The sequence below is a fragment of the Actinoallomurus acaciae genome, assembly GCF_042429965.1.
In the GTDB taxonomy this organism is placed as follows: Bacteria; Actinomycetota; Actinomycetes; order Streptosporangiales; family Streptosporangiaceae; genus Actinoallomurus; species Actinoallomurus acaciae.
This window is the reverse complement of sequence record NZ_JBHLZP010000249.1, coordinates 1-11,919: the sequence shown is the minus strand read 5'-3', so window position 1 is coordinate 11,919 and position 11,919 is coordinate 1. Positions and strand designations below refer to the sequence as shown.

The window sequence follows — 11,919 nt, the reverse complement described above, 5'->3', positions numbered from 1 at the left end:
CGGCGACCACCGCGGAGCCGCCCGCGTACTCCACCTCACCGCCCACGGTCGCGGCGGGCGCCCCGGCCACCTCGGTCGCGGGCGAGGAGGCCGCCGTGGTCGAGGCGTACGGCATCGCGTTCCTGCCCGGCGCGGACGACGTCGAACGGCTGCTGACCGAGCTGCGGCGTCGCGGCAAGTGGGCGCAGAGCCTGCGCGGCCAGGAGGTCTCCAGCGCCTCCGCCCCGGCGGTCCTGCTGGTCGGCGACATCTCCTGCGGGCAGCGCCGCCTCACCCGCATGATCGCCCGCGCACTCGCCGAAGGCGGGATGAACAGCGGCGACGTCCGCACCGTCGACACGGACGACCTCGCCGACATCGACCCGCGCCAGCTGCGCGAACGCCTCGCCGAACACGCCGGCCACACGCTGCTGATCGAGGGCCTGGACGCCCTCATCCTCGACGATGATCGCGGAGCCGCGTACGCCACGTCCCTGTACCGGCTGCGGGCCGAGGGCGTCAGCGACATCGCACTGGTCGCCACCTGCGCGCCGGACCGCCTCAGCGCCCTGACCGAGGCCAGCCCCGAACTGGTCACCGACTTCCGGTCCATCCGCCTGCCGGACTTCACCGACCCGCGGGCGCGGGTCGCGCTGGCCGGACTGCTGGCCTCCGAACGGCACCTGCGGCTGACCGCCGGCGCCTGGGAGGAGGCCCGTCGCGACCTGAGCGTGCTGCGCGGACGCGGACGGCTCACCAACGCCCGCCTCGTCGAGGCCTACCTCGACCGCGCGTGCAGCCGCCATCTCAGCCAGGCCGGCGAGACCCAGGTGTTCCGCGGCGAGATCTCCCTCACCCTGGACATCGGCGACCTCACCGGCGTCGCGGCGGAGCTCGAACCCCGGCCCTGACGGGCGGGGGGATCGCTCGCCGCGGTAATCGCTAACGGTGTCGGCGGGCGGGGTCGTGTTCGGCGCTGACGTTGGTGTAGATGGCCAGGCTGCGGATGTTCTCGTGCCCGGACAGGTTCATGAGCATGGGTGCGGACCAGCCGTCTTCGGCGAGGTGCGTCAGCCGACTGTGCCGTAGCCGGCGGAGGGTGTGGCCGCATGGGTCTTGGTGGCCTGTTTGAACAGGTATACGGCCCGCTCGTAGGAAAGGCGGCCCCGGCCGGTGATCGGGCACAGGTCCGCGTCCGCGGGCGTGCGGGGCGGGCCGCCGGTCGGCGAGGAACAGCGGCCCGGCCGTACGGCCGGAGATCAGACGGGGGAGCAGGCGGGCGGTGCCGGACTGCCGGTGCACCCACGGCACGACGTTGCCTTTGACGGTGATCCGGCCGCGTTCGTTCTCCAACTCCAAATCCTCGATGCCGAGCGCGAGGAGCGTCTTTTCCCGTAGCGGCACATTCCGGTCTTTCAGCAGCACAGTGATGGTGCGCCGGTCGATCGCCCGGCTCCGGCCCCGGGCGGATGGCCGGTACTCCAGCAGTGCGGCAAGGTCGACGCCGACCCAGCCAGACGGTGAACGAGCGGACAGCCGCACGATGCCGGTTCCACGTCCGCGCCGCCGCACCACCCCGCGCATCAGCGACCACCCGCCCGACCCGCTCGGCGGAGATCGTGGCCAGCGCAATCTCATCCCCCAGCGCACGACACAGCCGACGCAGGGTCTGGCTGTAGGAGCGCAGAGTGCCGGCATCCAGGTCCCGGCGGGCGAGGAAGACCTCCACCGCCTCTTCTAAGGTCGCGGTGACCGGGATACCCCGGGCTGTCACCGGCCCGCCACCGGGCTCAGACCGACGACCGCGACCGAGACGCACGCTTTCCCGTCGCTGTAACTGCTCTCCTCCCAGTCGATCTCCGCCAGAGCATCGAGCAGAGACCCGGCCATCCGCCCGCTGGTTGCGCCGGACCCCCGCTCACCGGCGTGCTGGCTCCGGTGGTATTCCGGCGGTGCGCCGGGACGTACCCGGCCTGGAGTCGAGCCGGTGGATCCGGGCCGGCCGGTGTCGTGTTCGGTGGGAGCGTTGATGCCGCCCCGCATGCCAACCTCACCGGTCGTTTCCAGCCCCGCGATCCAGTCCGCGGCCTGGTTATCCTCTTTATCGAATTCCTGGATGACGGCATCGACATCCTCCGGACCCGACACCCGGGTAACGTCTGGCCCTCTGTTGGTACTCGATGGGCCCGGGGCTACGGAGGTACCGCCGTACTGGCTCGAGTGATTCGGGGAAAGAGGGCTTTCCGGCCTCGGCATCCGCGGCTCGTCCGGACGCTGCTGCACACCCGCACTCGAAACACCGTCCACTCCCAGCGCCGAGGACCAAAGCTGCCAATTCCTGAGTTCAGGAGCGAGGTCGACATTTGTCTCTTCCGAGCCAATCTCGAAACCATGCGCCTTGGCCTCCTTGGGCTGAAATACATTTTCCCGTTTATTGATTTCCACGGTAAATGCAAACCCGTTATTTGCAGCAAATTCCTCCAGCATATTTTTGGCTGTTGTGTTGGTTGTTGCAAAGTAGTGCGAAAGGACAATTTTGTCCACATTTTTCCATGAGACGTTTCCGTGAATCTGCGCCTCGAAATACGTCGCACCTATCGAACGCGCCAGAGTCTCCGAAAAGTCGTAAGCGAATTCAGTCGCCTCCGCAAAAACCGCTCGCACCATGTTGCCGGATCCATGAACGAGAAGCGGGATTAGATTGCTCCGACTCGTCACTCCCCGAGAACCTTTTAGGTCGGGGGCAAAGCTATCATATGGAGTAAAGGTCGCCCGGCCGCGGAGTTCAGGCGTTAGATGGAATGCAACCTCGCCGTATCTGCCGAGCCCGGCTTGACGTAGTGGCGATATGAGTGCCGCATACTTTGGGAGTTGCTTCCGGTCTTGTTCGTTAGGGCTGAAGTGTTGCTTCGAGCCGGAGGTAACCGGGTTGGGCGGATATATTCCTCCTGACTCAAGGTTCCGCTTGACTGATGCGCCATATCCAAGCCATTCCTCGACATTGCCACGCGTGTTCAGATATGTGCTGGTCTGATCCGTTTCCCAGCCGGTCTTGAGAAGGTTCTCGACGTTCGCGGTAAGAAGGTTCAGCTTTGAGAGCGGGACGTTGACCGTCAGGATCATTCGATGCTGCATGAAGTCGTGCACCTGATCGATCAATTGGTCGATATGCTCATCATCCAACGGATATTTAGTGGCCCATTCCCAATCCTCGTCTCGTAGTCTCTCGATAAGCGCCCGCCGTTCGGCGCCTTCGATGGCCCGTCCGCGACGCTCAGCGAGAACCAAAGCCGCAGCCTGGACCGGCTCAAGTTGAGACCAGTCTGTACGTGCCCTCATCGCGTTGAATATCAACTGGTCCTCGAGGATATTACGCCGGCGCTGGCGCAACTCACGAATCACGGCGCCGTTACGTCCGGAGTCCTGCTGGCCAACGACCTCAATCGCGCGCTCGGTATCAGCCAGCTTCTCGCCGAACGGATCTATGGTTGCTTGATCGAGCAGATATTTGGCTACCGCCAGATCACGCCCAGCAGGAACCATTCGCTGAGAAGCACCGACCATAGAATCGCCATTGGACGCGCTCGCGTAGTCGGTGGCCAGCATTGGCTCGATCGAAGACACCTTGTGCCGCTCGTCGACCACTTCATCGAGTTTGCTCCGAATCGCCTCCTGGAGATGACTTATCGCCGCACTCCTGTTTGATCCGCGATCCTCTTTGGAAGCCCACCAGCGATCGATCGCGTCCAGGATATTGCGCAGTTCGCGTTTATTTTGGTCAGATCTGTCCGGGGTGCGACGGCCGCCGTCCTTCCACTGCCGAAGCGCACGGTCGACTTCTTTCAAAGCGGCTGAGCGCCATTGGGACAACAACCGATATCGTGGCAGGCGAGAAAGAGTTTCCCAGGAATCTATGATGCCGTCGATCTCACGACCCGCACCGCCTTGCCGGAGCAGTGTACGGGCGTCGTCGCCCTGCGATGACTGGGTAGAGCCGGTCGCGGGCAGTTCGGCCGAATCGGGCCTGGGCGTATCAAGGTAGGCGGCGGGGGCATGGGACTCTCGCGTGGTGCCCGCTGGTCTTTCAACCGGCACCGTTTCTTGAGTCACGGCGATGACCGGCGATTCCGCCATGCCTGTAGGTTCTGGGCTCACATCGGTTGGTTCGTCTTTCGAAAGCGGGGCGAGCCGTGACCGTCCACCAGCATCGGCAGTGTCCGCACCTCCATGCGGCCCCACTCGATAGTTCGGATTGGGTATCCACCGTCCGAGAGCGTTGGATTCCCCCGGAGTGGTCGCGGCAATCAGTTCCCAGGCGCCTTTGATGAACTCCGTGGCCACGCCGCCGGGGAACGCGACTTCGGTCTGCTCGGCGAATTCAAGGGCGATGCTGTGGGCAGCCATGGTCTCGACAACGTCCACACCTCGCCCGGAGTCCAGCTCATAGACGTATCCCGTCGAGCGCCAGTCCCGGGCCCACTCCAACGACTCGCTGGTGCTTACGAACCCAAAGGCCGCGTTCTCATCGGCTCCGAATTGAACGAATTCATAAAGATCCAAATTGTCCGGAGACCTTGGCTGGAATCCGTCGATGAAGATGGTTTCCGGCTCACGGGTGTCCGCGCGATACAAAGACCCCACACCGCCATACCAGATAGGAGGCGGGGTGATCGTACCCACGTCTACCGGAACAACCGCGGCCCGCAAGACCTCCGCCGCGGCATCATCACTCAGCGCGTCCCAGTCAAACTCCGGAACACGGGACTCTTCGCTACCCCTTGACATGCCAGCGCTTCGGGTATCGGCCGAACGCGTTGTCGCCTGCGCGGTGATGACAGAGGACTTTGCCCGGACCACGGGCATGTCGCTGGAAGCGGGCCTCGTCACGGGCGCGTCAATGATGAACCCGCCGTCGATCAGCCGACCGGAGGCGGCTTCGACGCAGACGGGGGTGCGTGCGGTGGTGCTGTGAGTGGAGGTTCGCCATCCGGCTGCCCGCCCGCGCCTGCGGTCGGTTCGGGGTGTCACGGTCAATCGGCCCTTCTCGCACCCCCGCACGGGCGTCAGGGCGTCACCCTGGGCAGGCTGGTGGAGGTTCGGCCATACGGGGACGTTGATGTGACAGGGAATATGTCGCCTTCGGCCGCGAGGGCTGGTGCTGTCGTTATTAGTGAGCAGTGATCAGCTTAGCCACGTCGATGGTTGATGTGACACGGACTGGGCCCATCCCCCGTCACACCAGTGCCTGAGGGCCGGAGGCAGGATCCAGTCGGGTGTTCGCGGTCGCGTAGGACGGCTTGGAAAAGTTGGGGTGTTGACGTAGACGGGCGCGGACCGGAGCAGGTGCGGGGCGAGCACGGACACTTCGGCGTGTTCGCGGTCCTCGCCGGTCAGGACGCCGTCCTTGCCGTAGAAGATCTTGTCGTTGGCGCCGTTCCAGTTCTCCACGACCTGTGGGCCGCTGTTGATCTCCCGGCGAAAGGGCTTCGTCGGCGAGGTAGTCGCAGGCGAAGGTCGTACGGACGGCGTGGCCGAGTTCTTCCATGGCCAGGTAGACCGGCTGTTCGGGGCCGCCTTCGGCGAAGCGGCGCAGGACCTGCTCGGCCTCCGCGGTGCCCGACCTGAGCGCGGTGGCGTACTTGATCATCTGGTCGTAGTGGTTGACGATCAGCTCCCAGTTGACCGGCCGGTTCTTGATGATGCGTTCCAGCTTGGACCAGGTGCCCGGCCCCGCCTCGGGTGAGTACAGACGGATGGAGCCGATGCTCTTCAGCCGGGGCGGCAGTTTGAAGCCGAGTAGTGATGCAGGCCCGGCTCTTGTCTGCCGTCAGGTATGCCCGACCAGTAACAAATACGCCTCGAAGGCGGGACCTACCCCACCGCTACCCTGCCCCTCACCGGGCGTTCGGGAGCCTGGGCCCTGGCGGGACGAGAGATCGCTCGCCGCGGCTCCCCGGTCAGTCCGTGGGTCGGCGGGCCCGGTTCGCCTCGCGGACGACCGCCCAGGCGTCCGCCACGGGGCCCATGTGCCCCAGCTTGTCAGGATTGAGCACGGTGCGGATCGTCTGGATCTGTCCGTCGAGGACGTCGAGCGTCCAGGTGTTGACGACCTTGCCGTCCCGGTCGCGGAAGATCGCGCCCGGCTGGCCGTTCACCTCGTGGGGCTCCACGACGCCGCCGATCCGGGCGAACGGTGGGAGGAACGTGGCGAGCGCCCGGACCACGTTCTCGGTGCCGAAGACGCCCCTGCCCCACTGCGGGGCCTTGCCGCCGCTGTCGCTGACCAGCTGGACGTCGGCGGCCAGCAGTTCCCTCAGCCCGTCGACGTTCCCCTCCCGGAAGGCCGCGAAGAACCGCTCGGCGAGCTCCTCGCGCTCGGAGCGGTCGGCCTCGAACCGGCGCCGGCCCGCCTCCATGTGGCGGCGCGCCCGCACCATGAGCTGCCGGCACGCCGCCTCCGACCGGTCCACCGCCGACGCGACCTCCGGGAAGCCGAACCCGAACACCTCCCGCAGCACGAAGACCGCGCGTTCGAGCGGGCTGAGCCGCTCCAGCAGCAACAGCGCCGCCATCGACACCGAGTCGGCCAGCTCCGCCGACCGTGCCGGGTCCTGGTACGGGTCGGTGAGCAGCGGCTCGGGAAACCACGGCCCGACGTACTCCTCCCGCCGGACGCGGGCCGAGCGCAGCACATCGATGGAGATCCGGGTCACCACGGCCGACAGGAACGCCTTGGCCGAGGCCGGCCGCGCCGGGGAGGCCTCATAACGCAGCCACGTCTCCTGGACCGCGTCCTCGGCCTCGCTCACGCTGCTGAGGATCCGGTAGGCGATCGAGAACAACAGCGGCCGCAGCTCCTCGAACTCCTCAGCCCGGGTCACGCCAGCTCCTCCTTGAAACCCTGCCGCCACGAGGGGTGGCGCGGCTCCCAGCCGAGCTCCCGCTTGGCCTTGGCGTTGGAGAAACCACGCCCCTCGGTCATCATCACCACCGCCTGATCTCCGGCCAGCAGCCGGGCCAGCCACGTGGGGATCCGTATCGGCCGCTTGGCTCCCGCGCACGCGGCCAGGTGGGGCAGCCACTCGCTGGCCGGGGCCGGTTCGTCGTCCACGATATTGAACACGCCCTTCGCCCGCTGCTCCACGGCCAGGACGGTCGCGCTCGCCGCGTCGTCGAGATGCACCCACGAGCTATAGCCGTTGCCGCGCCCGACGAGCGGGTACTGCCGCTTGCGTACCAGCTCGACCTGGTCGTCGATGGCGCCCGGCCCGTAGAACGCACCGTAGCGCAGGACCGCGCCGCCGGCCTTGAGGACGGCGTCCTCAACGTGGCACATCGCCTCCATGCCCACCTGCGCCGCCGTTCCCACCATCAGGTCCAGCGGGTCCTCCTCGGTCTTCACCCACCCGCCCTCGCGGATCCCGTTCCAGCTGGCGTAGCCCTGCGCGACGAAGTGGGACACGCCGGTCGCCTCGGCCGCGGCCAGCAGGTGGTCCGTCCCCTCGGTGCGCAGCCGGTTGGTGATGGCGAACCACCGGTCCGGGTGCTTGATGTCGGGCTTGCCGGCGTGCGCGATGGAGATCGCGGTCATCTGGTGCACGATCGCGTCCGGCCGGGCGGCGGCCACCGCCTCACCGACCGACACCCCGTCCAGGCCGTCCATCACGACCCCGTCCGCGCCCAGCAGTGCCAGCAGGTCCAGCTTGGCCGCGTTCGTCGTCGTGGCCGTCACCTGGTGGCCACGATCCACCAGCTGCGGCACCAGCCGCCGCCCCAGCACTCCGGTCCCGCCCGCCACGAACACCCGCATGATCCTCACCTTCCCGACGCAGAGCCTGTCTCTGACATGAGACGAGACAGCCCCGCCGGCCTGTGACATGGGAAGAGGAGATCGGCGGCAGTACCGGCCCGTGGTTCAGAGCCAGACGGTGGCCAGCCAGACGGTCGCCGCGGCGGCGGCCAGGAGGACGATGTTGACGGCGATCTGCCGCTCGCCGCGGTTCAGATGGACCGCGATTCCGCCGATCTGGATCAGGACGAGGCCGATCGCCGCGGCGATGGCGAGCCAGGCCGCGATCCCGGTCAGCGGCGGCAGGATCAGGCCCGCCGCGCCGAGGACCTCCAGAACTCCGATCACGCGGACGAGCGGCAGGGGAATGGTGGTGTCGACCCAGCCCATCATCGGCTGGAGTCGCTCCACGCTCTGGACGGTCTTCCTGCCTCCGGCGTAGAGGTAGAGGACGGCCAGGAGCGCGGCGACGATCCAATATGCGATCTGCATGAGACACCTTCGGGGGTCGGTGACGCGGTGCCGGTCACGATGGTTACCGTTCGTAAGTAGCCACATGATGCATCACTATTGAAGGGCTTACAAAAGGCACATCCATGTGCGTCACGTCCGGGGGGCCGTCGTGTCGGAGTACGAGCACACCTGTTTGATCCGAGGAGATGGAGGCCGGACGCTCCGCGCCGTTCTCGACCGCATCTGCAACAAGTGGACGTTGCTGATCGTGGCAACCCTCGACCAGGGCAACGTGCGCTTCACCGACCTGCACCATCAGATCCCCGGGATCTCCCAGCGCATGCTGACCCTGACGCTGCGGAACCTCGAACGCGACGGCCTGGTCTCCCGCACGGTGTACGCCGAGGTGCCGCCGCGGGTCGAGTACGCGCTGACCGCCATCGGCAAGAGCCTCATCCCGCCCGCGCTGGCCCTCGCCGGCTGGGCCATCGAGCACGTCCCGCACATCGAGGCCAGCCGCGCGGCCTACCAGGACCGGAGCCGATGACGCCGTTACGGGCGGCGTTCCAGGGCGGAGATCGTGACCGCGGTCACGGTGACTGAGCGGTAACTCAGGTCTAGTCTCGGCGCGTGGACATCGTCTTCGAGCGGCGGGGTGACGGCCCGCCGCTGCTCCTCATGCACGGGATCGGCCACCGCTGGCAGGCGTGGGAGCCGGTCATGGACCGCCTCGCCAAAGAACGCGACGTCATCGCCGTGGACCTGCCCGGCTTCGGCGCCTCCCCTCCCCTGCCCCCCGACAAGCCGTACGGCCTGGACACGATGGTCACGGTGCTCGGCGAGTTCATCGACAAGCTCGGCCTGGACCGCCCGCACGTGGCCGGCAACTCCCTCGGCGGCCTGTTCGCGCTCGAGGCCGCCGACCGCGGCCTGGCCCGGTCGGCCACCGCGCTGTCCCCGGCGGGATTCTTCACGCCGATGGAACTCCGGTACGCCGCGGCCGTACTGCGGGCCTGCCGCCTCGGCGCCGGCGTGCCCGAGTCCTTCATGCGCTGGCTGAGCCGCTCGCCGCGGCGCCGCAACCTGATGTTCGGCATGCTCTACGGCCGGCCGGACCTGATCGACGTCGAGACACTGGTCGCCGACGCGGCCGCGCTGCACGGCGCCATCGGGTTCGAACCGACACTGCGGGCCGGCCGCGGGATCACGTTCCACGGCGCGTTGCGCGACGTCCCGGCGACGATCGCCTGGGGCACCCGCGACCGGCTGCTGCGCACCGGCCAGGCCGTACGGGCGCAGCAGAACCTGCCACACGTGCGGTTCGTGTGGCTGCGCGGCTGCGGGCACGTGCCGATGGCCGACGACCCGGAGCAGGTGGCCAAGGTCCTGCTGGAGGGAAGCTCGGCCGGATGACTTTGCGTTTCCGGCGGCCGGCGGGTAACGATGGAGGTATCCGCGGCCGCCCGGCGGGTGACCGCGACACCGAGCTTCCGCTGCGGGCACACCTGCTCGCCCGATTGGCTGGCGGCTTTGGAGCACCCACGGGTGCGGGCCGCTCAGCGCGACAACGTAGGCCTGGGCCCGCAGCGGGTGCTCATCTCCCCCGATCCTCGGCGCGCACGACCGCGGCCAGCGCGTCGGGCAGCCCGATCGCCGCGCCCTCACGCCCGACCGCCACGTAGGTGATGCGTCCTTCGGCGACCGGCCCGGCCGGGCCGCGCACGGTGAACGCCATGGTCAGCGACGTACGGCCGCCCCGCTCGGGCCTGGCCTCGACGGTCAGAGGGTCGCCCAGGCGGGCGGGACGGCGATGGTCGCAGGCGCTGGCGACGATCACCATGTCGACGCCCTCGTCCCGCAGGCGCGCGTAACCGCCGGCGTACTCCTCCAGCCAGTCGAGGAAGGCGTCCTCGAAGAACTCGTGGTACCGGCCGGCGTAGACCATGCCCTGCGCGTCGCAGTGCCGCGGCCGCACGCGGAACGCCGAGAGGGCGGACGCGAGGGCGATCGTGGCCGCCTCGGGGCCGGTGGGCGCGGCTCGGATTCCCGCGGCCGGGCCCGCCCATACCGCGTCGAACGCCTCGGGGTCGAGCGGCAGCAGCCGGCACTCGGCGACCCTGCCGCCGCTCAGCCGGTACAGCCCGACCGTCGACCAGCGGACCCGCCGCCCGCCGAGCACCGCCTCGCCGTCGGTGAACGAGGCCGCCCACTCCCCGCGGCCGGTGAGCAGATCACCGGGACGCATCCGGAAGGTGCGCCCGGCGAGGTCACGCCGCTCGGCGAAGTAGGCCAGCACGGCCTCGATGCCTTCGTAGTGCCCGGCGATCGCGTTGTCGCCGGGCACGTGCCAGGAGACGTCCGGGCTGAGCACCTCGCGGAGCGCGGCGTCCCCGCCGCCGCCGTAGAAGTCGTTCTGCGCGGCGTGCAACCGCGCCAGCAACGCCGCGACCTCATCTTCACCCACGGGCGCACCTCCGTCTTCCGTCGCGCCCGCCCCACGCCGTTATCCGTTACGGGAGCTTGCGCTGCAACTTTTATCAACACTCGCATTACACATTCTGTTATATTGCCGCGCTGCGTCAAATCGCTTACCCGCTCGTGCGTCTCACCGCGAGACAAGTAACAATAGGCATGCATCGCGGAAAGGGGCGGCAAAAATGATCGGCAGGTCGATCTATGTTCCGGACAACCCTGCGTGGGTCGGCGGATCACCACAGTCCATCAACGAGCAGTTGTGGGCGCAGGGCCGGCGCCGGCGCCTGCAGATCCGCGGTGGCATGGCCGCCGCGGCGCTCATCGTCGGCACCTGGCTGTTCTCACTGCCCTGGGGCTTGCTGGCCGCGATCGTGGTCGCGGCCGCGGACACCTTGTGGCACTGGCGGGTACGCGCCGCCTCCAGCGTGTGGCGCAAGGGGATGCGCGGCGAGCGCCGTACGGCACGGATCCTGCGGATGCTCGTCGAATGGCGCGGCTATCACGTGCTGCACGGCCGGAACATCCCCGGCCGCGGGCAGATCGACCATCTGATCATCGGCGGCACCGGGGTCATGCTCATCCAGAACGAGGCGGTGCCCCCGGAGATGCAAATGGCCGAATACCGCGGGAAGCTGTATATCGATGAGCGGCCCGGGGCCAAGGCCGCCACGGAATTGCGCGAAACCGCCGAACAGGCGGCCGAAATGCTGCGCGAACGACTCGGACGCGAGGTTCCCGTCGAACCGGTGAAGGTCGTCTACGGCGGCGATCTCCGGCGCGGCCTGGTCAGCGCCGAGGGCGTCACGATGCTGCGGGCGTACCGCCTGCCCCGGTGGCTGCGGAACCGGCGGGTCCGCTACACCCCGGAGCAGGTCACCGAGATCTACGAGGCCGCGAGCACGCTGCCCATCAGCCGGCAGGCCCTCTTCGTACGCTGACCCGGCCCGTACGTCTCCCGGTGACCGCTCCGGGGCCGGTCACCGATCCGGCGGCGAGGATCGCGCCGGGTCGCGGGGCCTCACGGGGCCGGTGCGGCCCGGCCCGGCCGGCGTCCCGCGGTCCGCGACGCCGGCCGGCCGCGGTACGGAGCCGGCCGGCGGAGACACGCGGGGATGAAAGAGCCAGTCCAGCCGGGGTTCGACCGCCCACCGGAACACCCCGCGTACGGCGCCGCTGGACAGCACCACGGCCAGGGCCGCGCAGCCGACGGTCACCAGCACGAT

At 68.1% G+C, this 11,919-nt stretch carries 12 protein-coding genes and 3 pseudogenes; 5 read left to right on the top strand and 10 right to left on the bottom strand.

Features of this window, described 5'->3' with window-relative positions; genetic code table 11:
- Window positions 1-890: hypothetical protein (locus ACFFNX_RS28310; protein WP_378208630.1), on the top strand; the 890-nt coding region annotated here is incomplete at its 5' end.
- Between the two features lie 31 nt (window positions 891-921).
- Here ACFFNX_RS28310 and ACFFNX_RS28305 read toward each other — a convergent pair.
- The 3 genes and pseudogenes from ACFFNX_RS28305 to ACFFNX_RS28295 form a co-directional block, all read right to left on the bottom strand.
- On the bottom strand, window positions 922-1,563 hold the full coding sequence (locus ACFFNX_RS28305) for a tyrosine-type recombinase/integrase (protein ID WP_378208628.1): 642 nt from the start codon (window positions 1,561-1,563) through the stop codon (window positions 922-924).
- Window positions 1,541-1,708, bottom strand: a pseudogene (locus ACFFNX_RS28300) (hypothetical protein); the annotation flags it as partial. The gene ACFFNX_RS28305 and the pseudogene ACFFNX_RS28300, both read right to left, overlap by 23 nt.
- Before the next feature lie 41 nt (window positions 1,709-1,749).
- Window positions 1,750-4,659 carry a scabin-related ADP-ribosyltransferase gene (locus ACFFNX_RS28295; protein ID WP_378208627.1) on the bottom strand — a complete coding sequence of 970 codons (2,910 nt, stop codon included), beginning with the start codon at window positions 4,657-4,659 and terminating at the stop codon, window positions 1,750-1,752.
- 103 nt (window positions 4,660-4,762) lie between these two features.
- Between ACFFNX_RS28295 and ACFFNX_RS28290 the strand changes: the two genes are divergently transcribed.
- The gene (locus ACFFNX_RS28290) at window positions 4,763-4,951 is read left to right on the top strand and encodes a hypothetical protein (RefSeq protein ID WP_378208625.1); all 189 of its coding nucleotides are present in this window, start codon (window positions 4,763-4,765) and stop codon (window positions 4,949-4,951) included.
- A 209-nt stretch (window positions 4,952-5,160) separates the two neighbouring features.
- Here ACFFNX_RS28290 and ACFFNX_RS28285 read toward each other — a convergent pair whose 3' ends face one another.
- The 5 genes and pseudogenes from ACFFNX_RS28285 to ACFFNX_RS28265 all read right to left on the bottom strand — a co-directional run bounded on the left by ACFFNX_RS28285 (window position 5,161) and on the right by ACFFNX_RS28265 (window position 8,260).
- A complete protein-coding gene (locus ACFFNX_RS28285) occupies window positions 5,161-5,427 on the bottom strand; it encodes a Tn3 family transposase (protein ID WP_378208623.1) in 267 nt (88 codons plus the stop codon).
- A 100-nt stretch (window positions 5,428-5,527) separates the two neighbouring features.
- Window positions 5,528-5,728 (bottom strand): annotated as a pseudogene (locus tag ACFFNX_RS28280) (Tn3 family transposase); the annotation flags it as partial.
- A 208-nt stretch (window positions 5,729-5,936) separates the two neighbouring features.
- Window positions 5,937-6,860 carry an RNA polymerase sigma-70 factor gene (locus tag ACFFNX_RS28275; protein ID WP_378208621.1) on the bottom strand — a complete coding sequence of 308 codons (924 nt, stop codon included), beginning with the start codon at window positions 6,858-6,860 and terminating at the stop codon, window positions 5,937-5,939.
- Complete coding sequence (locus tag ACFFNX_RS28270) at window positions 6,857-7,789, bottom strand: NAD-dependent epimerase/dehydratase family protein (RefSeq protein ID WP_378208619.1); 933 nt, start codon at window positions 7,787-7,789, stop codon at window positions 6,857-6,859. The genes ACFFNX_RS28275 and ACFFNX_RS28270 overlap by 4 nt, the downstream gene beginning before the upstream one ends.
- Window positions 7,790-7,894: 105 nt before the next feature.
- Entirely contained in the window at window positions 7,895-8,260 is a 366-nt protein-coding gene (locus ACFFNX_RS28265) for a DoxX family protein (protein ID WP_378208617.1), read from the bottom strand.
- Between the two features lie 106 nt (window positions 8,261-8,366).
- Between ACFFNX_RS28265 and ACFFNX_RS28260 the strand changes: the two genes are divergently transcribed.
- Window positions 8,367-8,768: a winged helix-turn-helix transcriptional regulator gene (locus ACFFNX_RS28260; protein WP_378208615.1), complete on the top strand. Its 402-nt coding sequence runs from the start codon at window positions 8,367-8,369 to the stop codon at window positions 8,766-8,768.
- Between the two features lie 83 nt (window positions 8,769-8,851).
- The gene (locus ACFFNX_RS28255) at window positions 8,852-9,634 is read left to right on the top strand and encodes an alpha/beta fold hydrolase (protein WP_378208613.1); all 783 of its coding nucleotides are present in this window, start codon (window positions 8,852-8,854) and stop codon (window positions 9,632-9,634) included.
- Window positions 9,635-9,815: 181 nt separating this feature from the next.
- Here ACFFNX_RS28255 and ACFFNX_RS28250 read toward each other — a convergent pair whose 3' ends face one another.
- The gene (locus tag ACFFNX_RS28250) at window positions 9,816-10,685 is read right to left on the bottom strand and encodes a hotdog domain-containing protein (RefSeq protein WP_378208612.1); all 870 of its coding nucleotides are present in this window, start codon (window positions 10,683-10,685) and stop codon (window positions 9,816-9,818) included.
- Between the two features lie 193 nt (window positions 10,686-10,878).
- Between ACFFNX_RS28250 and ACFFNX_RS28245 the strand changes: the two genes are divergently transcribed.
- A complete protein-coding gene (locus tag ACFFNX_RS28245; protein ID WP_378208610.1) occupies window positions 10,879-11,634 on the top strand; it encodes a nuclease-related domain-containing protein in 756 nt (251 codons plus the stop codon).
- A gap of 39 nt (window positions 11,635-11,673) precedes the next feature.
- On the opposite strand, the pseudogene ACFFNX_RS28240 reads toward ACFFNX_RS28245, so the two are convergent.
- Window positions 11,674-11,919 (bottom strand): annotated as a pseudogene (locus tag ACFFNX_RS28240) (hypothetical protein); the annotation flags it as partial.